The organism is Flavobacterium hungaricum (genome assembly GCF_015182285.1).
Lineage (GTDB): Bacteria > Bacteroidota > Bacteroidia > Flavobacteriales > Flavobacteriaceae > Flavobacterium > Flavobacterium hungaricum.
This window is the reverse complement of record NZ_PRDM01000001.1, coordinates 398,381-422,546: the sequence shown is the minus strand read 5'-3', so window position 1 is coordinate 422,546 and position 24,166 is coordinate 398,381. Positions and strand designations below refer to the sequence as shown.

17 protein-coding genes are annotated in these 24,166 nt (G+C 33.9%); 4 read left to right on the top strand and 13 right to left on the bottom strand.

Annotated features, from left to right (window positions below; translation table 11 throughout):
• Positions 1-26 precede the first annotated feature (26 nt).
• The gene (gene yidD, locus C4F50_RS01750; protein WP_193844708.1) at positions 27-275 is read left to right on the top strand and encodes a membrane protein insertion efficiency factor YidD; all 249 of its coding nucleotides are present in this window, start codon (positions 27-29) and stop codon (positions 273-275) included.
• A gap of 66 nt (positions 276-341) precedes the next feature.
• Complete coding sequence (gene lgt, locus C4F50_RS01745) at positions 342-1,274, top strand: prolipoprotein diacylglyceryl transferase (RefSeq protein WP_193844707.1); 933 nt, start codon at positions 342-344, stop codon at positions 1,272-1,274.
• 58 nt (positions 1,275-1,332) lie between these two features.
• On the opposite strand, the gene C4F50_RS01740 is transcribed toward lgt, so the two are convergent.
• The 10 genes from C4F50_RS01740 to C4F50_RS01695 all read right to left on the bottom strand — a co-directional run bounded on the left by C4F50_RS01740 (position 1,333) and on the right by C4F50_RS01695 (position 19,196).
• On the bottom strand, positions 1,333-1,947 hold the full coding sequence (locus C4F50_RS01740) for an acyloxyacyl hydrolase (RefSeq protein ID WP_193844706.1): 615 nt from the start codon (positions 1,945-1,947) through the stop codon (positions 1,333-1,335).
• An 83-nt stretch (positions 1,948-2,030) separates the two neighbouring features.
• Complete coding sequence (gene secDF / locus C4F50_RS01735; RefSeq protein WP_193844705.1) at positions 2,031-5,021, bottom strand: protein translocase subunit SecDF; 2,991 nt, start codon at positions 5,019-5,021, stop codon at positions 2,031-2,033.
• A gap of 225 nt (positions 5,022-5,246) precedes the next feature.
• Positions 5,247-6,182, bottom strand: a complete 936-nt coding sequence (gene mdh / locus C4F50_RS01730) for a malate dehydrogenase (protein WP_193844704.1) — start codon at positions 6,180-6,182, stop codon at positions 5,247-5,249.
• Positions 6,183-6,291: 109 nt separating this feature from the next.
• Complete coding sequence (gene gyrB, locus C4F50_RS01725) at positions 6,292-8,232, bottom strand: DNA topoisomerase (ATP-hydrolyzing) subunit B (protein WP_193844703.1); 1,941 nt, start codon at positions 8,230-8,232, stop codon at positions 6,292-6,294.
• Positions 8,233-8,587: 355 nt separating this feature from the next.
• A complete protein-coding gene (asnB, locus tag C4F50_RS01720) occupies positions 8,588-10,204 on the bottom strand; it encodes an asparagine synthase B (protein WP_193844702.1) in 1,617 nt (538 codons plus the stop codon).
• 305 nt (positions 10,205-10,509) lie between these two features.
• Positions 10,510-12,186, bottom strand: a complete 1,677-nt coding sequence (asnB, locus tag C4F50_RS01715; RefSeq protein WP_193844701.1) for an asparagine synthase B — start codon at positions 12,184-12,186, stop codon at positions 10,510-10,512.
• A 542-nt stretch (positions 12,187-12,728) separates the two neighbouring features.
• Positions 12,729-13,178, bottom strand: a complete 450-nt coding sequence (locus C4F50_RS01710; protein ID WP_193844700.1) for a hypothetical protein — start codon at positions 13,176-13,178, stop codon at positions 12,729-12,731.
• A 176-nt stretch (positions 13,179-13,354) separates the two neighbouring features.
• Complete coding sequence (locus C4F50_RS01705; protein ID WP_193844699.1) at positions 13,355-15,106, bottom strand: TonB-dependent receptor; 1,752 nt, start codon at positions 15,104-15,106, stop codon at positions 13,355-13,357.
• Positions 15,107-15,239: 133 nt separating this feature from the next.
• On the bottom strand, positions 15,240-16,103 hold the full coding sequence (locus C4F50_RS01700) for a PhzF family phenazine biosynthesis protein (RefSeq protein WP_193844698.1): 864 nt from the start codon (positions 16,101-16,103) through the stop codon (positions 15,240-15,242).
• 69 nt (positions 16,104-16,172) lie between these two features.
• On the bottom strand, positions 16,173-19,196 hold the full coding sequence (locus C4F50_RS01695; RefSeq protein ID WP_193844697.1) for a tetratricopeptide repeat protein: 3,024 nt from the start codon (positions 19,194-19,196) through the stop codon (positions 16,173-16,175).
• Between the two features lie 404 nt (positions 19,197-19,600).
• On the opposite strand from C4F50_RS01695, the gene C4F50_RS01690 reads away from it, so the two are divergent.
• A complete protein-coding gene (locus C4F50_RS01690; protein ID WP_193845827.1) occupies positions 19,601-20,284 on the top strand; it encodes a cell division ATP-binding protein FtsE in 684 nt (227 codons plus the stop codon).
• Positions 20,284-21,138 (top strand): glycosyltransferase family 2 protein, encoded by an 855-nt coding sequence (locus C4F50_RS01685; RefSeq protein ID WP_193844696.1) that lies wholly within the window; start codon positions 20,284-20,286, stop codon positions 21,136-21,138. Before C4F50_RS01690 ends, C4F50_RS01685 begins: the two co-directional genes overlap by 1 nt.
• A gap of 401 nt (positions 21,139-21,539) precedes the next feature.
• Here the strand turns inward: C4F50_RS01685 and C4F50_RS01680 are convergent, their stop codons facing one another.
• Genes C4F50_RS01680 through C4F50_RS01670 form a run of 3 tightly spaced genes read right to left on the bottom strand, consistent with a single transcriptional unit; the run spans position 21,540 to position 24,135 of the window.
• On the bottom strand, positions 21,540-22,637 hold the full coding sequence (locus tag C4F50_RS01680; protein ID WP_193844695.1) for a glycosyltransferase family 4 protein: 1,098 nt from the start codon (positions 22,635-22,637) through the stop codon (positions 21,540-21,542).
• Positions 22,634-23,026: a sugar 3,4-ketoisomerase gene (locus C4F50_RS01675; protein ID WP_193844694.1), complete on the bottom strand. Its 393-nt coding sequence runs from the start codon at positions 23,024-23,026 to the stop codon at positions 22,634-22,636. Before C4F50_RS01675 ends, C4F50_RS01680 begins: the two co-directional genes overlap by 4 nt.
• The gene (locus C4F50_RS01670; RefSeq protein ID WP_193844693.1) at positions 23,023-24,135 is read right to left on the bottom strand and encodes a glycosyltransferase; all 1,113 of its coding nucleotides are present in this window, start codon (positions 24,133-24,135) and stop codon (positions 23,023-23,025) included. The genes C4F50_RS01675 and C4F50_RS01670 overlap by 4 nt, the downstream gene beginning before the upstream one ends.
• Positions 24,136-24,166 lie beyond the last annotated feature (31 nt).

The window sequence follows — 24,166 nt, the reverse complement described above, 5'->3', positions numbered from 1 at the left end:
AAACTATACAGTAATTATTGATAAAAATGTTATCTAAAATTCTAATATATCCGTTTGTACTTTTGGTGCGTTTTTATCAGACCGCAATTTCTCCGTTTACACCGGCATCTTGCAGATTTGAGCCGACATGCTCGACTTATATGATTCAGGCTTTGCAGATTCATGGATTGTTTTATGGCGGCTATTTAGGAATAAAACGTATTTTAAGCTGTCATCCGTGGGGAAGAACAGGATATGATCCCGTTCCCGAAAAGAAATGTTCACACAAACATTAACTTATACAACGACAAGCTTTTTATTTTATATTAATTTTTACAACATATACAAAAACATATTTATACATGACACACGCCTTAAATTTTGTTTGGAATCCTTCAGAAGGAATCAATTTAGGTTTTTTTATGGTTCGTTATTACAGCTTAATGTTCGTAATTGCTTTTGGATTGGGCTGGTTCTTGATGAAAAAAATCTTTGAAAGAGAAAATGAACCCATCGAAAAACTGGATTCTTTATTTGTTTGGACCGTTTTAGCAACTTTAATTGGTGCGCGTTTAGGACATGTTTTATTTTATGATTGGGAGTATTTTAGAAATCATTTACTAGAAATTTTCCTTCCGTTCAAATTTGAGCCTGAATTTCAATTCACAGGTTTCCAAGGTCTGGCAAGCCACGGCGCAGCGATCGCCATTATTGTTGCCATGTATTATTACAGCAAAAAGATCCTTAAAAAACCTCTTTTATGGATTTTAGACCGCGTCGTAATTCCTGTTGCTAGCGGTGCAATATTTGTTCGTCTAGGAAACTTCTTTAATTCTGAAATTATCGGACACGAAACTACATCTGCATTTGGAATCCGTTTTTTACATGATAAATTCAGCAAAGCAGAAGCCGTTAACGCTACCCAGATTGCTGATCCAAAAGAAGCTTACAACGCTATAGCATCCAATCCGAAGTTTGCAGATTTACTAGCACAGGTTCCTGCCAAACACCCAACACAATTGTACGAAGCATTCTGTTATATTTTTGTATTTGCTATTCTATTTTTCCTTTATTGGAGAACAAATGCAAGACTTAAATCCGGGCTTTTATTTGGACTGTTTTTAGTTCTTTTATTTGTAGTTCGTTTTATTGTCGAATTTGTAAAAGAAAGCCAAGGCGGTATCGAGCAAGAACTAGGTTTGTTCTCAACCGGACAATGGTTAAGCATCCCGTTCATCATCATCGGACTTTTCTTTATCATCAGAGCGCAGCGAAATCCTTTAGCTGCATCATAAATAAAAACAGTATCATAAAAAACAAACGCCCAATATTTACGATATTGGGCGTTTTTGTTTAAAGCCGATACGATATACCAAATTCAATATTTTTTGTATTATAACCCGCGTTACTATTCCCTAGACCCGCATTTGAAACGTGCCTTAGACTTGGGCGAATATCAAACTGGAAGGATTGAATGTCTGCTGAAAAACCTAAAGCCAAAACATCTGCAAATGCAAAACCCTTTGACATCCTTTCGGTTTCGGTATCAGTAATCATCGGACCGATGCTTCCTAAAAAATAACACGAAAATGTTTTTCCAATTGGTTTACGAACTACAAAACCAATATTCATGACATACTCCCGAATGTCTTTTAGCTGTGTATACGCCGCTCTTTTATGTTCAAAGTCGGCGGCTTCTGGCTTTACAAAATATAAATTAAGCAATTGGTGTTTGGCAAAATTAATTTCCGGCTGTATTAAAATTTGAAATTGAAAGTGTTTGGCTTCTTTGAGTAAATAATACACTTGCAGTTTATAAAAATGATTTTCAAAAGTATAATCTTTATTATTGAATTCACTTCCCAATCCATAGGCAAAACCCACGCTGTATTTTCCACTATTTTGCTGTGCTTTGGAGGAAACAAATCCGAAAAGAAGGATCATACAAAACAGCTGTTTTTTTGTCATAAATAAGTTTTGAATCTTACTTACAAACATAAAAAAAAGATCCAGCTTTCACTGGATCTTTTTGATATTTAAAAACTTAAGAATTAAGCTTTATTGTGCTTGTCTTCAATTGTGTGTTTTTCTTCACTTGAAATTGTATCAACCAATACTGGTGTTGCAATAAATAATGAAGAGTATGTACCTACAATAATACCGATTAACATCGCGAAGATAAATCCTCTGATAGATTCCCCACCGAAGATAAACATCGTTAGTAATACGATAATCATCATTAATGAAGTATTCAATGTTCTAGATAATGTAGTATTAATAGAAGCGTTTACGATATCTTCGAAACTACCTTTACGGTTTCCAATAATAAATTCTCTTACCCTGTCAAATACAATTACAGTATCGTTCATAGAGTAACCAATTACAGTAAGAATCGCAGCAATAAAGTGCTGATCCATCTCCATGTGGAATGGCATGAATTTATAACATAAAGAGTAGATACCTAATACAAATATAACGTCGTGTGCTACTGCTGCAATCGCACCTAATGAATACTGCCATTTACGGAAAGAAACCATTAAGTATAAGAAAATAACTGCCATTGCACCTAAAACTGCCCAGTAAGAGTTTGTTTTAATATCTTCAGAGATAGAAGCACCAACTTTTGCCTGTTGTACAACTCCAACTGTTTTACCATTAAATGAATTGATAAATTTATCGTAAGTTGTATTTGGGAAATACTTTTGTAAAGCTTTGTATAATTTTTGATTTACTTCTTCGTCAATTGCAATTCCGTCTTCTTTAATTTTATATTTAGTTGTGATTTTCAACTGATCGTCATCACCTAAAATTTTAGCTTCAACCGGAGTTCCAAAAGCAGCTGATAATTCATCAGAAACAACAGTTGCGTCAATTGGTTTTTCAAATTTCACTTGGAATGTTCTTCCTCCAACAAAATCAACACCTTCGTCTAATCCGTTAATAAAGAAAATTGATGTTAAACTTACTACAGTAACGATAGAAGAGAAAATATAAGTGAATTTCTTTACTTTAATAAAGTCAAAGTGGAAGTTTGTAAACCAGTTTTTAGTAATGCTTGTACAGAAAGTTAAATCTGCTTTTCCAGCGATATTTCTGTCGATGAAAATTCTAGCAATAAAGATCGATGTAAATAATGACGTTACGATACCAATTAACAATGTTAATGCAAAACCTTTGATTGGTCCTGTACCGAAGATAAATAAGATCGCACCAGTTAAAACGTGTGTAACGTTAGCATCAATAATAGAACGCATTGCACCGTGCCATCCGTAAGAAGCAACAACAGCCTCAGACAATGATTTTCCTTCACGCAATTCTTCTTTTGCTCTTTCAAAGATAATGATGTTCGCATCTACCGCAGTACCCAATGTTAATACGATACCTGCAATACCTGGTAATGTTAATACAAAACCAAAACTTGCCATAATTCCGAATAAGAATAGTAAGTTCAATAATAATGCAAGGTTAGCATACCAACCTGCTTTACCATAATAGAATACCATCCAAGCACATACTAATAAGAAACCTAATACAGAAGAAATTGTACCTGCATCAATAGCAGCTTGTCCTAAAGATGGACCAACAACCGTTGATTGAATAATATCTGCAGAAGCTGGTAATTTACCTGCATTTAAAACGTTAGCTAAATCTTTAGTTTCAGCAACATCAAAAGAACCTGTAATTTCAGATCTTCCTCCAGCAATAGGACCACTTGTTACACCTGGAGCAGAATAAACAATATTATCTAAAACAATAGCAATATAACCTTTTTGAGCAAAAGCTCTTCCCGTTAACTCTTCCCAAGTTTTAGCTCCCTGAGCGTTCATCTGCATAGAAACTGCAGGTTTACCCATTTGGTCAAAAGTATCTTTTGCATCAGTAACAACACCACCGCTCATTGCTGGAATATTGTCTCTTTTTCCTTTTAAAGCGTATAATTCAACTACTTCAATTTCTTTTGCGTTTGCAGGATTTTTAGCTGTAGGATCTTTTAAAGTTGTCGGCTTACTCCAAACAAATTTTGCATAATGCTGGTCTGCAGCTAATAAAATTCTAATTTCAGGTCTTCTGAAATAAGCATTGATCGCAGCAGTATCTTTAGGAGCGAAATAACCTAAAACTGGTCCGCCTCCTTGAGTAATCATTTTATCAAATAAAGGATTGTTTCCTTTTTTAACATCAGTTGAGTCTTTAGCATCTGTTAACAAAGCATTCAAAGAATCTTTTGCAACAGCTTTAGTTTCAACTTTTTTAACTTCAGTTTTCTTTAAAGATTCGTTAGCCTGAACTAAGAAGCTTCCAATTTCTTCAACTTTATATGTTTCCCAAAACTCTAATTGAGCTTTTCCACCTAATAATTTTTTAATTCTATCAACATCCTTAGCACCTGGAAGTTCTACTAAGATTCTTCCTGTTTCTCCTAATTTTTGGATGTTTGGCTGTGTAACACCAAATTTGTCGATACGCTCTCTCAATACTTTGTAAGCACTTTCGATAGACTCATCAACTTTTCTTTTAATTACTTTTTGAACTTGAGCATCAGACATTTGAAAATCAACTCCACCTTCTCCTTGAAGACTTCTGTTTGCAAAAATATCTGGTGATGCTAATCTTACAGAACCTTTTGAATTTGCTTCAAAAGCTTCAAAAAACTTATTTAAATAGGTCTTGTTTCCTTCTAAATTTGCAGTTGCATCAGCTAATGATTTATTAAAAACTGGATTTTTAGAATTATTAGCCAAACCTTTTAATACATCTTTTACAGAAATTTGAAGAATTACGTTGATTCCTCCTTCTAAGTCAAGACCTTTATTAAGCTGTTTGTTTTTCACTTCATTATAAGTGAAATCAGTAAAACCAAGATTTAATACTTTTTCTTTACCAATAGAATCTAAATATTTCAGCTCCTTATCAGGATTATCTCCTGCAAAAGCTTTGGCTTCACTTTTGACACCATTTGCCACAAAAGTGAATGATAGTTGGTAAATACTTACCAATGCAAATAGAATTGCGAAAAATTTAATAAGTCCTTTATTCTGCATTATTACTAAAAATTAATTATGTTTTATTTTTGATTTTGTTTTAAAGTCCCATAAAATAAGTCCTGACATGATTTTTTAAAACAAAAATACGAGATCACGAATTACCAATTTTTTTTTAAACCGAGCAAATATATAATTAACGAAAATACTAACCAATTAATTTATTAATTAATGTCAAAAAAAAGACTGCAAAAGTGCAGCCTTTTTCTTTTTTTTCCGTTTTTATTACACTAAAATCGATTTCAAAGCATCATTCATGCTGCGAACTGCATCTGCACTTTTAGTAAATAACGCCTTTTCCTGATCGTTTAAATCAATAGCAAGAATTTCTTCAACGCCGTTTTTACCAATTATACAAGGCACTCCAATACAAATATCATTTTGTCCATACTCTCCTTCTACAAAAACAGAGCAGGCAATCATTTTCTTTTGGTCGTTCAAAATACTGTCAACCAAATAGGCTACAGATGCTCCAGGCGCATACCAAGCCGATGTACCCAAAAGACCTGTAAGCGTAGCACCTCCTACCATTGTATCGGCTGCTACTTTCTGCAATACTTCTTCTGACAAGAATTGCGTTACAGGAATTCCGTTATAAGAAGCTAAACGTGTAAGCGGAATCATAGTCGTATCGCCGTGGCCTCCAATCACCATTGCCGAAATATCATTTGCTGGTTTATCTAACGCAAGAGAAAGATAAGTTCTGAAACGAGAACTGTCTAATGCACCTCCCATACCGATAATTCTATTTTTTGGAAGACCTGTAGATTTTAAAGCCAAGTAAGTCATCGTATCCATCGGATTGGAAACTACGACAATTATAGTATCTGGAGAATATTTCAATACATTCTCTGCAACTGTTTTTACAATTCCTGCATTTATACCTATTAATTCTTCTCTTGTCATTCCAGGTTTTCTTGGAATTCCTGATGTAATCACCACTACATCACTTCCTGCAGTTTTTGAATAATCGTTGGTAACACCCGAAACTTTGGTATTAAAACCTGTGTTTGTGGCACATTGCATAATATCCAACGCTTTACCTTCGGCAAAACCTTCTTTAATATCCAGCAACACTACTTCGCTTGCAATTCCTCTATAAGAAATAACATCTGCACAGGTAGCTCCAACATTTCCTGCTCCTACAATGGTAACTTTCATATTTTTTACTTTATGGTTATTAATTTTGTCTATTCTATAAAAAGACAATTCGTTTAATTGTCTAGTAAATTTAAACAATTAAACGAATTGAAATTATTAATTTTTTATTTTATGCGTCAATATTTGCATAAACCGCATTTTTCTCGATAAATTCTCTACGCGGCGGTACTTCATCACCCATCAGCATAGAAAAAACTCTGTCGGCTTCAGCTAAACTGTCAATTGTTACTTGACGAAGCGTTCTGAAATTCGGGTCCATTGTCGTTTCCCACAATTGCTCCGCGTTCATCTCTCCAAGACCTTTATAACGCTGAATCGCTGCACTTCCACCCATTCTTTCATTGGCTTGATCACGCTGCACATCATTCCAAGCGTATTCTTTTTTGTTTCCTTTTTTAACCAAATACAAAGGAGGCGCTGCAATATAAACGTGGCCTTCTTCGATAAGTTCTTTCATAAAACGGAAGAAGAACGTTAAAATTAAGGTAGAGATGTGACTACCATCGACATCGGCATCACACATGATGATTACCTTATGATATCTTAGTTTTTCTATATTTAAAGCTTTACTGTCTTCTGCTGTTCCAACTGTAACTCCTAAAGCAGTAAAAATGTTACGAATCTCTTCGTTTTCGAATACTTTATGATGCATCGCTTTTTCAACATTCAGAATCTTACCACGTAATGGTAAAATTGCCTGAAAATTACGATCACGACCTTGTTTTGCTGTTCCACCAGCCGAATCTCCCTCGACTAAGTAAACTTCGCATCTTGCAGGGTCCTGCTCAGAACAATCTGAAAGTTTCCCCGGAAGTCCGCCGCCGCCCATAACCGTTTTACGCTGTACCATTTCACGTGCTTTTTTAGCAGCGTGACGGGCTTGTGCAGCCAAAATAACTTTCTGAATAATCAGTTTTGCATCATTTGGATTTTCTTCCAAATAATTCTCTAACATCTCGCCAACAGCCTGAGAAACTGGAGAAACTACTTCTCTGTTCCCAAGTTTCGTTTTGGTCTGACCTTCAAACTGCGGTTCAGCAACTTTTACCGAAATAATAGCGGTTAATCCTTCACGGAAATCGTCCCCAGCAATTTCAAATTTTAATTTATCTAATAAACCAGAAGCATCTGCGTATTTCTTAAGTGTTCTTGTAAGACCACTTCTAAAACCCTGCAAGTGCGTTCCTCCTTCATGAGTATTAATATTGTTTACATAAGAAAAAATATTCTCTGTATAACTTGTATTATAAATCAAGGCAACTTCTACCGGAATTTCGCCTTTATCATGATCCATACTGATAACATGAGAAACAATTGGCTCACGGTTACCGTCTAAGTAGCGAATATATTCTTTAAGACCTTCTGTTGAATGAAAAACTTCACTTCTGAATTCTCCTTTTTCATCAACTTCTCTTTTATCTGTAAATGTGATTGTAATTCCTTTATTCAAGAAAGAAAGTTCACGCATACGAGCTGAAAGTGTGTCGTATGAAAACTCTGTAGTCTGAGTAAAAATAGTATCGTCTGGAAAGAATGTTTGACGCGTACCTCTTTTATCTGTTTCTCCGATTTGTTTAACGGGATATAAAGATTTTCCTCTTTCGTATTCCTGCTCATAGATTTTACCTTCTCTAAATACGGTAGATTTCATATGTACCGAAAGAGCGTTTACTACAGAAACCCCAACTCCGTGAAGACCTCCAGAAACTTTATATGAATCTTTATCGAATTTACCTCCGGCACCAATCTTTGTCATTACAACCTCAAGTGCAGAAACACCTTCTTTTTTATGTAAATCAACTGGGATACCACGTCCGTTATCTTCAACTGTTACCGAACCGTCTTCGTTAATTGCAACACTAATCGTGTCACAATGTCCTCCCATCGCCTCATCAATAGAGTTATCAACAACCTCGTAAACCAAATGATGCAGTCCTCGAACCCCTACATCTCCAATATACATCGATGGGCGCATTCTTACGTGCTCCATCCCTTCTAATGCCTGAATACTATCTGCTGAATAATTGTTCTTCTTGATTTCTTCGCTCATATAATTTATTCTAATAAATGTATTTATCGTCTAACAAGCAAAGATATAAAAATGAAGGCTATATAACCACTAAAATAAGCGTTAAAGCAAGCAAGTTATCAACAGAATTATCTTAAAAACCTTTAAAAATGAATTTTAAATTCTAATTTTCTTAAATTCTAAATTCCAAAACTGAGAAAAACAAAAATACACTCCAATTTTTGTCCCGTATCAAGACTTTCGGCATCGGGACTAAATTCTAAAACCGAGAAAACAGCACAAAACAACTGTAATGCAAAAACCCGAAACAGAAACTGTTTCGGGTTTTATATTATTCCTAAAAATTGGAATCTGGTATTTTATTATTGTTTTTCTTTTAAGCAGTTACAACGGCTTTTACACTTTCAAAATTTCCTTTTAAGTGAGCCGCATTCGCTCTTCCGCTTGGATCTAGGTTTTCCTGCCATTTTGGAATCCATTTACGTACGGTTTGTGCCGCACTGATCTGCGGGTAGAATTTATGAAAAATAGATCGGTACAAATACGCTTCTTTTGTGGTCGGAGAAAGATAAGGAAACTCTGCAGCAGCACCAGCCAATTGCTCGTCTGTTACCTGAGCAGCACAATACTCAATTAATTCATCAACCCACTTATACCCCACTCCATCAGAAAACTGCTCTTTTTGACGCCATAAAACTTCTTGAGGCAAATAAGGATCTTCTGTTGTATCAAAAGCTTTTCTTAAAATATATTTTTCAACTCCGTCATACGTTTTGGGCTGTTTCTCTTCCGTTTTGATTCGAATGGTAGTATCCAGAAAATCGGTATCTAAAAACGGGAAACGCACTTCTAATCCGTGTGCCATTGTGGTTTTGTCTGCACGCAGTAAATCTGCGGTAAATAATTTCTGAACTCTTTCTATAGATTCGTCTTGAAATTCTTCTTCAGAAGGTGCATTTCTAAAATACAAATGTCCTCCAAAAATCTCATCAGCACCTTCGCCTGAAAGAATTACTTTTATTCCAGCATCTGCAATGGCTTTTGATAATAAATACATTGGAACACCAGATCTTACAGAAATAATATCATAAGTTTCGATATGATAAATTACTTTTTCTAAAATCTGAACGCCTTCTTCAACAGAAAAATGGATTTCGTGATGTTCTGTCCCTAAAAATGCAGCGGCTTTTCTAGCTGCGGTATTATCCGGTGCATCTGCATCTAATCCGATCGAAAACGAATGTAATTTTTGACCTTTCTCTTTTAATAATCTAGAAGTTATTGAAGATATCAAAGAAGTATCAAGCCCTCCTGACAATACAACTCCCAGCGGTACATTTCCTAATAAACGTTTAGAAGTCGCATTAATTAGGCTTTGACGGATTAATGGCAAATCTAAAGCTTGAGTTGCATTTTTATGGTCCTCATATTCTGGATGGTAATATTTTACAAAACCAGTTTTAGCAGTATAATAATGCCCTGGAGGAAAAGTTGAAAATGATTTACATTGATCTGCAATAGATTTCATTTCAGACGAAAAATAAATCCTACCTCTTTCATCCAGTCCATAATACAAAGGTTTTACACCAATTGGGTCACGTCCGGCGATATATTTATCACCATCAACAACCACAAAAGCAAAATCTCCGTCTAATTTATTACAAAAATCATATCCAAATTCTTCGTACAGATGTACAATTACTTCTGAATCGGATTCGGTTCTAAAATTATGATCTTTTAAAATAGTATCTTTAAGCTCCTGATAATTGTAAATCTCGCCGTCGTGAATCATCCAAGCATTGTTAGTTCCTTGTATTGGTTGTTTACCCAAATTAAGATCAATTATAGATAAACTTTCGTGACAAAGTACACCACCGTTTTCCATTATACGAAAATCACTTTCATCAGGACCACGATGCGACATTCTTTCAGACAATTCTTTTACAAGCTTCGGATCTTTTCCTTTTCCGATAACAGCTAATAATCCAGACATATTATTCTATTTTTTATTAATTCCGTTCATTAAACAATTAAAATGAACATTAAAAAATCATTAAAATTTTCCTTACAAAGCAAAATAATGCATTAACTAATACCTGCTTTTACTTAAATCTTAAAATATAAGTACACTTAATGTTTTTTCTGGGGACGTCAAATATATTAAAAGAAAGTTAAATAATTGTCACTTGTCATTTAACAAAACTCTTAAACTTAAAAATTTAACAATCTAAGACAAGAAAACGCCCTCTAGATAGAGAACGTTTTTTCGCAATATATACTAATTCTAAAATTAAACTGTTAAGCTTTTACATAAGCATCGTCGTGAACACTTGCTACTGCTCTACCAGAAGGATCGTTCATGTTTTTGAATGCTTCGTCCCACTCCAGCGCAATTTTTGTACTACAAGCTACACTTGCTTCCTGTGGTACGCATAAAGCTGCTGCATCACTTGGGAAATGTTCTGAGAAAATCGAACGATAGTAATACTCTTCTTTTGAAGTTGGTGTCTGCAATGGGAATTTGAATCTTGCGTTTGCTAATTGCTCGTCTGAAACTTCTCTGGCCACTACTTCTTTCAAAGTATCAATCCAACTGTATCCTACTCCATCAGAGAATTGTTCTTTTTGTCTCCAAGCTACACTTTCTGGAAGCATATCTTCAAAGGCTTTACGAACCACCCATTTTTCCATCGGATGTTCTTTGTTGATCATTTTATCCTGCGGGTTGATGCGCATTGCAACATCCATAAATTCTTTGTCTAAGAAAGGGACACGACCTTCAATTCCCCAAGCTGCTAAACTTTTGTTCGCACGCAAACAATCGTACATATGCAGTTTGCTCAATTTACGAACGTTTTCTTCGTGGAATTCTCTTGCATTTGGCGCTTTGTGGAAGTATAAATATCCTCCAAACAACTCATCTGCACCTTCTCCAGAAAGAACCATTTTGATTCCCATAGATTTGATAACCCTTGCCATCAACCACATTGGGGTTGAAGCTCTAACTGTAGTTACATCGTAAGTCTCTAGGTTATAAATTACATCGCGAACGGCATCTAAACCTTCTTGAATTGTAAATTTAATTTCGTGGTGAATCGTTCCGATATGATCTGCTACTTTTCTTGCTGCGGCTAAATCTGGAGAACCTTCCAAACCTACAGAGAAAGAGTGCAATTGTGGGTACCAAGCATCTGTAGTATCATCTGATTCAATACGTTTTTGTGCGAATTTCTTCGCTACAGCCGAAGTAATAGAAGAGTCTAAACCTCCAGAAAGTAAAACTCCATAAGGAACGTCACTCATTAATTGTCTGTGAACTGCCGCTTCTAACGCTTTTTTGATTTCTGGAATACTCGTTTCGTTGTCTTTTACAGCATCATAATCAACCCAGTCTCTTTTGTACCATTGTACAAATTCGCCGTCTTTACTTGATAAATAGTGTCCTGGAGGGAATAACTCAATTTTGGTACAATATCCTTCTAAAGCTTTTAACTCAGAAGCTACATAAAAAGTTCCGTGTTGATCCCATCCAATATATAATGGAATAATTCCCATATGATCACGAGCCACAAAATACTCATCTTTATCAACATCGTAAATTGCGAAACCGAAGATTCCGTTTAATTCGTCAACAAAAGTTTCTCCTTTTTCTTTGTATAAAGCCAAGATAACTTCACAGTCGCTTTCGGTTTGAAAGTTATATCTCCCTTCAAATTGTTTGCGAAGATCTCTGTGGTTGTAAATCTCACCGTTTGCAGCCAAAACCAATTTTTTATCTTCTGTAAACAAAGGTTGTTTTCCCGAAGCTGGATCTACAATAGCCAAACGCTCGTGAGAAAGAATTGCTTTATCATTACTGTAAATACCGCTCCAGTCTGGTCCGCGGTGACGAATAATTTTAGACATTTCTAATACTTGAGGTCTTAAAGCTTCAGCTTTTTGTTTTAGGTCAAAGGCGCATACGATTCCGCACATAATTTTATATTTTTAATTGTGAATTTTAATTTTGATAAGGCAAAGATGTAATAACAGTTACAATTACAAAACACAAAACACAAATTCAGTTACAATTTATAACCATAATTTTGTTTTTACATATAAAATGTAAAATTTAAGCGTTTAAAAAAGCTCTAAACTTGAAAATTTCAATTTTGAAGATAAAACATATGTAAAAACTAATGTTTTAAAGAAATCTTTGAATTAAATTTTATGATATTTAAATATTCATAAAAGATTCACAAGCAGAGTAGAAAAAACTGTTCTGAAATTATTTTATGTTTAATATCTTCCTGCCATTTGATTCAATAAAAAAATGCTCCATTGGAGCATAATATTTATAGAAAATTATCTATGCCGTGATTTCAAGCTCCATGGGAGCGAAACATATATTGTTTAAAATATATCGCTCCGCTGGAGCTTTTGTGGATGGAAATAAATTATCCTATAAATATACAGCTCCTCTGGAGCTTTCTTATAAAATAAAAATTCAGACTCTCCTTTCAGTGACAAACTTTGGGTTATTCAACACTTTCAATAGTATAATGCGTTTTATTAATCTCAAACTCAAAACCAGCTTTATTGCCCATTAAATGATTTCCTAAAGGCGATTGCGGAGAAAGCGCAATAACATTTATACCATCAATTGTAATTTTAGGAAGCGCCACACTTACATACAAATAAATTCCGTTTGCTTTTACCAAACTTCCTAAACTTATATTTTCTGTAGTTTTTGAAGGATCTATTTTTTCTAAAATCGCAATTTGAGCAATAGCTTCTTTGAGTTTATTTGTCAATTTTTCCTGCTCAAGGTGCATCATCGACAAAGCCGTTTCGTGTTTGTCGCCGGCAGAACCTTTGGCATCGTTTTTAGAATCTTCGGTCAAGTTCGAAATCATGTCTTTAAAAACATCCATTCGATCCTGAACCATTTGCGTATAATGGGAATATATTTTTTCTTTAAAAGTCATTTTTTTGAGGTACTGAGGTTCTAAGGTACAAAGATGCAAAGGTTTTTCCTTTATTAAAAAAAACAGCCACGAATTCACGAATCTACTCCAAAAAATTCATGAGTTCATGGCTGAAAAAAAAGGCACTTTTTATATTATATATAATTTTTGTGCCTTGGTGTCTTTGTGGCTATGTTTTAAAAATCAAATTTATAATTTGCCCCGCCAAGAATCTGGAATCCTTGAACTGGGTAATTCAACCATTTTTCGTAAGCTTGATTTCCAATATTATTTGCTTTCAAGAAAAACGTCAAACGGTCGCTGAATTTATATCCTAAATGTGCATTCGCATCAAAATAGCTTTTAAGCGTTGTAATAACGGGATCTGTTCCCAAATCTAAGTTAGACTGCATATCTTTTCTTTCGCCAACATAAAAAATATTAAGACCAGCAAACCATTGTTTTGTAAAGTTAACATCTAAAGTAGAACTCAATTTCATAGTAGGCAAATTCCAGGCTTCTACAACATTATCGGTGTTATAACTATTAAAAGTTCCGTTGATTCCGAAAGTTACATTCTGAGAAAAATCTGCTTTCAATTCAGCGTAAAAACGTAAAGTTCGAATATCTTCATACACTACGCCAAAAGAATTTCCGAATGCATAATCTTCATTCGTAACTACTTCTGTATAATCATTTGCTTTAAACAAAGCTTTGTCTTTTTCATTCAAGTAAGAACCAGTCAGATTATAACTTACATTGTTTGCCAATTTCCCTTTTAAACCTGCAAAAACATTGTATTGCGTGCTCGACGGACGCATGTTTAAAGTTGGAGACAAAAACGGATTTTCGGTTACAAAATCTGCATAAGAATTTTGATTCAGACTACCATTTACACCGGCATAAAAAATCATTAAATCGCCCACTAATTTATACGAAGCATTTACTTTTGGGTAGAAATAAAACTTATTGCCGCTATTCTCAGAATCTGCACTGTAAAACAATCCTGCACCCAATTCTAAAGTCCAGTCATTTTCATTAATTACAAAGCTAGGCTCGATTCCGACATTCGTAAAGCTGTATTTCAAAGCTTCTGTATTATCCTGAAAATAATTATTTTTAAATGAACCGCTTACATGATCTACAATTACATTTGTTTTGATCGCCTGATCCATTACATCAACTGTAAAAGTCGGCTTTACATAAAATCTATTTTCTGATGAAGAATAGCTGTCTGAAAAATGGGTAAACTTAGCGGCAAGATTACTAAATATACTTTCTGTAAATTCTGCATTTCCTCCAAGCCAAATGGTATTGTAAGAATGATCTGGATTGATACTGTTTACCAAATCAAAACGCTGATCTGGAATTGTCGCCCCAAAATCTGACGGAAGTCCATACCAGTTGTAAACCTGGTTTTGATACCCTAAATCAACATTCCAAGACATATCGCGGTTATTTTGTCCATAACCAATATTCAAAGCAGTATCGTAGAATTCGTCATTTAGCTCTACATCTTTTATACCGCCCTGCGAAGAATGATGACGAAACATTCCTGCCACATAATCATTATTCCCTAAATCCTGATTTACAAATAATTCTGCATTTAAAGTACTGTAATTTCCAACTCCCAATGTAGCATAATTATTAAACAAACGTTCTTTTTTTGCTTTTTCCACCCCTTCAGCTTTTCCTTTAGAAGGTGTAAAAGTAGAAGCCACCGGAACTGACAAAATACTGTATTTAATTGTTTCTTTGGGCTGGTTGCCGCTATCGTCAAGCGAAGGAATTTCTTTTACTTTAAAAGCATCTGAAATAGTCGGCGAATAAGGCTTCACAACATTTACAGTTTCTGTTCCGATACTTTCATTTTTCTTCTGCGCAATCGAAAACTGAGCAGTAAATAATACTAACAAAATGATGATTTTATGTCGGCAGTTTAATTTCATATTTCTTTCTTTTTGAGAGAAAAGAATACAGAAGAAAGAACAGACCTCCTTCTTTTCTAATTCCTCTATATACTGTTATTTATTCTTGATTTTAAAAAATCTATCTTCTTTAGTCTTTATTCTTTATTCTTCGCTAAGCTTCCCACTCTCCTTTAGCGACAAACTGCGCTTTCCCGCCAATTTTAATATCAAATTGATCTCCGGTTAATTTTCCTTTAAAATAAATTTGTGACGGTCTATTAATAAAATCTCCCTGATAATTGATCGTTTCGATTTCTGGCGAATGATATTTTAAAAGATAAGCCTGCAGACAAGTACTTGCACTTCCTGTCGCTGCATCCTCAACTAATTGGTTATGTTCAATACATAACATTCTACTTGCGAGTTTAGAATCTTCAAAGCTGTAAAAATACAAGCCTCTGTGATCGGTTTTGCAATGCTGTTTGAGCCATTTATCGGTTTTATCTTTATCTAAAACTAAATTTTCTAATGCTCGTTTGCTGTTTAGCGGTACAATTACAAAAGCACTTCCTGTTGTAACTTCCTGAATCAAATATTGATTATCAAAATCGTCAATTGTCAGGTTGCTGAAAGACGGAAAATCTTCTTTTGCAAAAACATCCCAAAACTTTGGCTGCACTGCCTTTAGCCAAATTAAATCTTCTGATTTTTCAATTTGAATTGATCCAATCGGCACTTCCAAGACTATTTTTTCTGGAACAGTCTCGAATATTTTATTCATCAAAACCCAAGAAGTTCCTATTATAGGATGACCCGCAAACTGCATTTCTTGAGCTGGTGTAAAAATTCTTATTTCGGCTTTATTATTTTCTTTATCTAATTTGGTTACAAATGTGCTTTCTGCAAAATTGATTTCACGGGCAATCTGCTGCATTGCTGCTGTACTTAAATTTTCGGCATCCATAAAAACTGCCAGCTGATTTCCAGCATATTTTTTATCAGCAAAAACATCAACTATATAAAAGGGTAAACTCATAACTTGTAAAATGTGTTATGTGAGATGTAAAATGTAAAGACATTTAACGTTTCACTTCTAACTTCTAACTTATTTATTAATCGACGAATTCGTTTTTGATTCTTCCATTTTAATTGCGTTCAATTCTTTTTTAGCCTCTTCCACTACATCTGGAAAGTCTGTAAAATTGTTAATCACATTATCCAGAATATAGGTTGCCTGATAGCTGTCTTTTAATCCGTAAAAGTTTTTCGCCATTAAAACCAACCCTTTTGCTCCATAATATTTATAAGCCGAATAGTTTTTAGCTAATTTCTGAACAGCGGTATTTGATGCCTCAAATTTCCCTTCTTTGTTTTTAAAATAAGCATCATAATAAAATGCTTCTGCAGCTAATTCTCCTTTAGAAGTTGTTGATAATTTTGCATACGCTGCTTTTGCTTTATCTTCGTTTCCGGTCTGCATGGCAGCACGCGCCACAATAATCTGCGCATCGGCTTTTACGCCAGCATCTGATTTTGGGTTTTCTAAAACTTTATCTGCCGCAACTACCGATTTATCATAATCTTTTTTGTCATAATAACATTTCATCAAATTGGCCTGTGCAAATGTTTTATTCTGAGGATAATCTGCTTGACTTTCTAAACGTACCAAAACCGGAATCGCTTTATCGCAGTCTTTTGTTTTTAAATAAATCTGAGCCAATCTGTTTAAAGCCTGCTCTGTAAATTCATTTCTTGGCTGATCGATTACATATTGGTAATTGGTAATAGATTTAGTTTCAGAACCCTCAGCGTAGGTTAATTGTGCTAAATAAAAGTTAGCTTCCAAAGCATGCAGTCCGTTCGGGAATTTGCTGATGTAACCTGCAAAACCAGTAATAGCAGTTTTACTGTTGTTTTGGCTGTATTGTTTAAAAGCGGCATCATAAGTATCATTATCCAATTCTGCATCGGTAACAGCCACAAAATCCAGTGTACGAACCCAAGTTGCATATTCGTCTACTTTTCCAGAATCAACATAAATCAATCGAGCTGTTGCAACAGCCTCTAGTGCTTCTGGAGTCTTTGGGAATTCTGCTGCTACTTTTTTGAACTTCGTTAAAGCTTGTGCATCACGATCAGAATTGTAATAAATTAAACCTTGTTTTAAAATTGCTTTTGAAGTAAATGTTCCGTTTCCAAATTCAGAAATCAATTGATCGTAGGCTTTTATTGCCTGATCATTTTTCTTTTCTGCAACGTAAGTATTTCCCAATTCAAACAAAGCATCATCACGATACGACGATTTTTTGTACATCAGAAGGAAATTATTCAGCTCATCAACTTTCTTTGAGTTGTTCGACATAAATCCGTACGAAAGTGCTTTCTGAAATTGCGCATAATCAGCATCAACACCTTTCGCCGCAATCGCTTTTGCATAAGCCTCATTGGCTGCGCTGTATTTTGAAGTCACAAAACGACAGTCTCCCAAACGCAGGTACGAATCGTTTAAACGAACTTTATCAGAAGGTGAATTGTCAATTTGAGCTTGAAATGAATTTGCTGCCTGATCGTATTCTTTCAGTTTAAAATACGTGTAACCAATATTATAATTGATGTTTTTATATTCATCTGTAGTTTTAGCCGCTGCCATTCCTGCAAATTGCTTATAAGACAACAAAGCATTCTGCATATCATCATTAAGATATTCTGTTTCTGCTTTCCAAAAAGTGGCGCGTGCAGTAAACTCAGGAGTTTTTTGTTCGCTTATTGCACTTTTAAACATTTTACCAGCTTCCTGATAACTTGCTTCATTATACAATTCTAAACCTCTGTAAAAAAGTACTTTTTGATACGCTGCTTTATTCTCTGGAGTTCTGTTTTTCTCTAAAAGCACCAAAGCTTCTTTGTAGTTTTTAGTCGAAATATAAGAATCTACCAATAATTTTTCTACTTCTGCTTTGCTTGAATTGTTTGGGTATTTTTTTAGAAAATCTAGTAAAATTCCAGGTACAGTTTGATAGGCGTTTCCGATTTCATAACTCAATTTAGCATAATTTAATGCTGCATCTTCCTGAATCTGTGCATTAAAATCCATTTCAGAAGCATTTTTGAAAGCGTTTAATGCTTCTTGCTTTTTGCCTGTATTCAAATAACTAAGACCTAAATGATAATAGGCATTTTGTGCTACGAAATCTTTTCCTTCGATGATTTTATTAAATTGAGAAATGGCTTTTTCGTATTCTTTCTGCTCATAATACGCATATCCTAATTGATAAAAATCAGTATTATTCCATTTTCCTTTTTTTCCAGCATATTGCTCTAAAAACGGAATCGCTTTTCCATATTGTTTTAAGTTAAAATAACTTTCACCAATAATTTTATTTAGTTCCGATTTCTCAATTTCATTTGATTTACCCATTGCCTGCTGTCCTAAATCAATTGCTTTTTGAAAATTCCCTAATTTAAAATTCATATCAGCCTGATAATACGAAAGCTTTTCTTTGTATTTTTCCTCGCCCGAAACTTCGTCAAAATATTTGGTTGCTTCTTTGTAATCATCGCCCTCATAAGCCATAAAACCTAAGTAATATTTAGCCTGAGAACCATATTCTTTAGAGTTAACCACTTTATTAAAATAGTTGGTAGCTTCTTTTTTCTTTTTAGCGTTAAAATAACTATATCCTTTCATGAAGTTGAACTTATCAGCCTCAGATTTACTCATATAAGCTTCGTCAACTTTGTCAAACCACATCAATGCTTTTGGATAATTTCCTTGCTCAAAGAAATATTGTGCTGCTTCTATATAAGCCTGATTTTGTTTGGTGCTTGTCGGATAATCCTCTACAAACTTTTCTACCAAAGCGTCAGCATTTGCTTTGTTGGTTCTAATAGCACAATTAGCAATATAAAAAGCACAATCTGATTGCACTTCTTCTGTAATTGCAGGATTTTTTATGTTTTTTACGTGCTCAAAAATAAGCTGTGCCGAAGCATATTGTTTGTCATTATATAAAGCCAGTGCTTTGTCAAAATCCTTTAAATCGTAAGTATAAATAGCCGTTTTTTGTGCCGAAACCGTGGTCGAAATAAGAATTATTTGGAATAAAAAGAACCAGGAAAGTTTACGCATTTTAATAATATTTAGTATTCAAATGTATCATTTTTATACGGTTTATAACGAAACGTTTAAAGCTTTTATTATCTCTAAAAATTTAAACTGACGATTTTTTTTTAACATATCAATCTCAAAATATTGGTTCTCAAAGTGTATTAACAAATAAATTAAAACTACAAAAGCACTATAAGTTAATCTAAGTTTAGGAAACTTTTTACCAATTTAATCGAACAAATTTGAATTGCGCATATCGATTATTTTTTAAACTTTTCATGTTAGAAATACATCTCCCGCATTTATTAAACGAACTTATATTGCGTATATGGTTTAATTTTAAAATTTTTGCATAAGAAATGATTAAAATTTATTTTGAATCCAATCGTTATCTTAGTACTTTTACCATTCAAATCAATTTTATTATGTCACAAACCGTACTATCTCTCAAAGAAGTCACTATATATCAAGAAGGAAGAAAAATTATCTCTCATATTAATTTAGATGTTAACCACGGTGAATTCATCTACATCATCGGAAAAACCGGCTCTGGAAAAAGCAGTTTCTTAAAAACCTTATATGCTGATTTACCGCTGATTGAAGGAGAAGGACATATCGTTGAATTTGATTTGGCGGGGATAAAAGAAAATGATATTCCGTTTTTGAGACGTAAAATCGGAATTGTGTTTCAAGACTTCAAATTGCTTCCAGACCGCTCTGTAAAAGACAATATGCTTTTTGTTTTAAGAGCAACAGGATGGCACGAAAAAGATGCAATGGAGCATAAAATCGATGAAGTTTTGGATAAAGTCGGCATGAAAGACTTTGTGAACAAAATGCCGCACCAGCTTTCTGGAGGTGAACAGCAAAGAGTGGCAATCGCTAGAGCGCTTCTTAATGATCCTGAATTTATTCTAGCCGATGAACCTACCGGAAATCTTGATCCGCAGACAAGTTCTGAAGTTTTAGAGGTGCTAAAAGCAATTAACGCTGCAGGAAAAACCATTATTATGGCAACTCACGATTATGCTTTATTAATGAAATTCCCTTCTAAAACACTAAAATGTGAAGACGAAAGAATCTTCGAAGTGGTTCAAAGAAGTGTGTAATGCTTTCTATCTTAATTCCGGTTTATAATTATAATGTTTTTTCTCTTGTAAGTGAATTAGCAGCAGCCTGTAATTATAATGGAATCAGCTATGAAATTCTTTGTCAGGATGACGCATCAAATTCAACACAAAACATACTAAATCAAGAAATTAACTCCTTTTCTAACTGTTTCTTTTATATAAATGAAATAAATTTAGGCCGAGGGAAAAACATCAATTCACTGGCCAAAAAATCAAAATACGACTGGCTTTTGATTATTGATTGCGACACTTTTCCGGCGCATGAAAATTTCATTTCAAATTACATTAAAAAGATTAACGAAAATCTAGTTAACGTTTGTTTTGGCGGTATTCTGTATCAAGATCAAAAACCCAAAAAAGAACAGCTTTTACGGTGGATTTACGGGCAGAAAAGAGAAACAATCTCAATTTTAACCTCTAATTTATTGATTAAAAAAGAGATCTTTTTAAACTTTCCGTTTGACGAATCTATTACAAAATACGGATACGAAGATTTGGTTTTCTTTTCGGTTTTAAAACAAAACAAAATTGAAATTTCTAAAATTGAAAACCCAGCTTTTCATTTGAATTTAGAAACTTCAACTCTTTTTTTAAGTAAAACGGAAACTGCCTTAGAAAATCTTTTATTTCTTTACAATGAAAATAAAATTTCTAAAAACGACAGCAAAATCATCAAAGCCTTTGAATTTTTAAAAGCACTTAAAATGACTGGTTTTGTCTCGTTTCTTTTTCAGAAAACCAAAAATAAATTAAAACAGAATCTTCTTTCAGAAAAACCTTCTTTACTGTTTTTTGATCTTTATAAACTGGGCTATTTTTGTTTTTTGCATTAATCATTTTTTCTACCGATGAATTGTCCCGCTGGGACATGCTTTTGCAGCCTATAAACGGATCATCCACATGGAATTTTTTCTACCGATGAATTGTCCCGATGGGACATGTTTTTGCAGCCTGTAAACTGGATCATCCACATGGAATTTTTTATACCGATGAATTGTCCCGCTGGGACATGTTTTTGCAGCCTGTAAACTGGATCATCCACATGGAATTTTTTCTACCGACGAATTGTCCCGATGGGACATGTTTTTGCAGCTTATAATTGGGATCATCCACATGGAATTTTTTCTACCGATGAATTGTCCCGCTGAGACATGTTTTCGTAACCTATAAACTGGATGATCCAGATGGATTTTTTCTAGCGATGAATTGTCCCGCTGGGACATGTTTTTTCAGCTTAATTTTTCTCTATCAATTCATCAAAAAACATTTTCCAATCTTTCATGATTTTTTCTATCGAAAATAGTTTTGCCGTTTCATTTCCAGCAAGCCCCAATCTAATGCGTTCTTCTTCATTATTCATCAAATAAGAAAGCTTTTCAACATATAAATCAAAATTTCCATCTGGAATTAAATATCCATTTTCATTATCTTTTATTAGGGTTCTCGGCCCAACTGGACAATCAAATGCCAAACATGGAATTCCTAAACTCATGGCTTCTAATAAAACCATACCAAAACCTTCTGTTCTGGAAGTCATTGCATAAAGAGAGGATTCTAAATATTTTTCTTCGATATTGGATACAAAATTGTGAATATTTATACTAAACAAAATCTTTGAATCTTTTATCATTTCAGTTAAAGACTCGGTGTCATCCGTATAAATATTTAAAATCCATTCTGGATGTTTTGGGTGTATTTTTTCCCAGATTACAAGCAAACGATCCAATCCTTTTTCGTAAGAATTTCGGGCAATTGCGATTACTTTTGTGTTTTTATAAGCTGCTTTACCCGCTTTACCAATCCAATTTGGATTCGGGATTACAATTCCGTTGCTTATTTTCCACTCTGACAAGTTTTTATTAGACAAGGCAACAACTCGGGTAAATCTTCGAGCTGAAAAGTCTTTGAACCGGTATTTAGTTCCGCGGATTATTTTTGAAAACATATTCGTTTTAACTTCACGCTCTTCTACAAATTTAGAACCATGGCATTCAAACACAATTGGCTTTTTTGTATTGGTAATAAACGGAACTAAAAAAGCTTTTAATCCGTTATCGGCGACCAAAATAATATCTGGATTAATTTCTCGAATTGCCTGATTGATACTTTTTTTGAAAGAAGAAAAAAAATGAAAAATAGTTCCCTCTAAAGTCATATTATGAAAAGAAATCCTAGAATCGAAATCATAGAATGCTGGTTTCGATTCTTCATTCTGAGATAAAATATGTACTTCGTAACCAAAATTCTGTGTAAAATAATTGGCTTTTACTGCGATGACTCTTGCGACGCCGCCCGCATTTTTTATTTTTGGAACAATATAAAGCAGTTTCATTTTTTAGAATTCACAAAAACCTCAAAATCCCTAATATAATCCGATTCATCAAAAACATCCGAAGCCAGAACCAGACAAACTGCACCAGAAGAAAAATTTTCTAATTCTCTCCAAACATTATTTTTGATAAGCAGTCCTTTGTCGGGCTTGTTTAAAAAGACTTTTTTTTCTGATTTTCCATCTTTTAGAATTACATCAAAACTTCCAGAAATAGCAATTAAGATCTGTCTGAGTTTTTTGTGCGAATGCCCGCCTCGAACAGATGAAGACGGAATATCAAACAAATAATATACTCTTTTGATGTCAAATGGCACAACATTGTTTTCTAACACTGCAATATTGCCCAAAACATTCTCTATAACAGGAATATCGATAAGTGCTGTATTCATTCTGATTCGTTTTTTTGAGTATTAATTTTTAATAAATCGAGCCATTGACTGCCGACTTTATCCAACAAAAATGGCTGTATACTATCAAATGCATTTTGTTTGCAATGCTGGTACAACTCAGAATCTGAATCCAAAAGATTCATTGCTTCTGTTAGTTTTTCCCAATTCTGATTTTCGACTAAAATACCATTTTTAAAATTGACAATCCTATCTCTGGGACCAAAATCACAATCAAAAGAAATTACAGGAGTTTTACAAGTCAGGGATTCTAATATAACATTCGAAAAGCCTTCAATTTTACTGCTTAAAATTAAAAACTGAGCTTTTGCCATAAATTTAAATGGATTATCCTGATATCCTAAAAGATGTACATAGTCTTCTAAATTAGCATATTTAATTACAGCTTCTAATTTAGATTTATCACCATTTCCTAAAATAACCAAATGCTTTTTGTGCTTGGAAAGATTAGAAGCTGCATAGCTCAAAATTAATTGATCGAATTGTTTGATCGCATTTTCATACTGCCCCGCCGCTAAAACAAATTCAAAATCTAAATTACAATTTTCGTCTTGTTTTTCTAGAATTTCCTCCAAATAAACCGAATTTGGAATCACTACAACATTTTTCAGTTTATGTTTTTTCTCAATCAAATTCTTCATATCGTTTCCCAATGCAATATTGGCGTAACAATGATTATAAAGAAGTCGTGCCAGCCAAGAATTATCCGGCATATAATGATTGATCCAAAAGCTGTGAACCGTAAAAATAGTTTTAGCTTTATAAATAAATCTAGAAATGATAAACTCCTGAAGCGTTTTTGTTCTAAATCTGAAATCAATAATAAAATCGAAATTATTCTTTTTCAAATAATTATTTAAAGCTCGTAACCTTCTGTATTTATTAATCAATCCGTTTTTTTGATCTTTAAGCAGTCCTAAATTAAACAGTTTTCCGGCATAAGGATAAGAAACTTCGTTTAACACGATGATGTTATGAATTTCAATCCCGTTTTTTTCAAAAAAAATAGACAGATTTGCCATCACTTTATCATTTCCGCCGCCGCTTAAACGATAACCAACTAAGGCAATTTTATATTTTTTCTGAGACATTATCTTTTGCGATTTCTTATTTTCGTATCAA

Bases quoted from the DNA above. Each gene is read 5' to 3' on its own strand.
- C4F50_RS01710 (WP_193844700.1), bottom strand. From the start codon at position 13,178: ATGACTTTTAAAGAAAAAATATATTCCCATTATACGCAAATGGTTCAG.
- lgt (WP_193844707.1), top strand. From the start codon at position 342: ATGACACACGCCTTAAATTTTGTTTGGAATCCTTCAGAAGGAATCAAT.
- gyrB (WP_193844703.1), bottom strand. From the start codon at position 8,232: ATGAGCGAAGAAATCAAGAAGAACAATTATTCAGCAGATAGTATTCAG.
- yidD (WP_193844708.1), top strand. From the start codon at position 27: ATGTTATCTAAAATTCTAATATATCCGTTTGTACTTTTGGTGCGTTTT.
- C4F50_RS01675 (WP_193844694.1), bottom strand. From the start codon at position 23,026: ATGAATACAGCACTTATCGATATTCCTGTTATAGAGAATGTTTTGGGC.
- C4F50_RS01740 (WP_193844706.1), bottom strand. From the start codon at position 1,947: ATGACAAAAAAACAGCTGTTTTGTATGATCCTTCTTTTCGGATTTGTT.
- asnB (WP_193844701.1), bottom strand. From the start codon at position 12,186: ATGTGCGGAATCGTATGCGCCTTTGACCTAAAACAAAAAGCTGAAGCT.
- C4F50_RS01680 (WP_193844695.1), bottom strand. From the start codon at position 22,637: ATGAAACTGCTTTATATTGTTCCAAAAATAAAAAATGCGGGCGGCGTC.
- asnB (WP_193844702.1), bottom strand. From the start codon at position 10,204: ATGTCTGGATTATTAGCTGTTATCGGAAAAGGAAAAGATCCGAAGCTT.
- secDF (WP_193844705.1), bottom strand. From the start codon at position 5,021: ATGCAGAATAAAGGACTTATTAAATTTTTCGCAATTCTATTTGCATTG.
- mdh (WP_193844704.1), bottom strand. From the start codon at position 6,182: ATGAAAGTTACCATTGTAGGAGCAGGAAATGTTGGAGCTACCTGTGCA.
- C4F50_RS01690 (WP_193845827.1), top strand. From the start codon at position 19,601: ATGTCACAAACCGTACTATCTCTCAAAGAAGTCACTATATATCAAGAA.
- C4F50_RS01670 (WP_193844693.1), bottom strand. From the start codon at position 24,135: ATGTCTCAGAAAAAATATAAAATTGCCTTAGTTGGTTATCGTTTAAGC.
- C4F50_RS01695 (WP_193844697.1), bottom strand. From the start codon at position 19,196: ATGCGTAAACTTTCCTGGTTCTTTTTATTCCAAATAATTCTTATTTCG.
- C4F50_RS01685 (WP_193844696.1), top strand. From the start codon at position 20,284: ATGCTTTCTATCTTAATTCCGGTTTATAATTATAATGTTTTTTCTCTT.
- C4F50_RS01705 (WP_193844699.1), bottom strand. From the start codon at position 15,106: ATGAAATTAAACTGCCGACATAAAATCATCATTTTGTTAGTATTATTT.
- C4F50_RS01700 (WP_193844698.1), bottom strand. From the start codon at position 16,103: ATGAGTTTACCCTTTTATATAGTTGATGTTTTTGCTGATAAAAAATAT.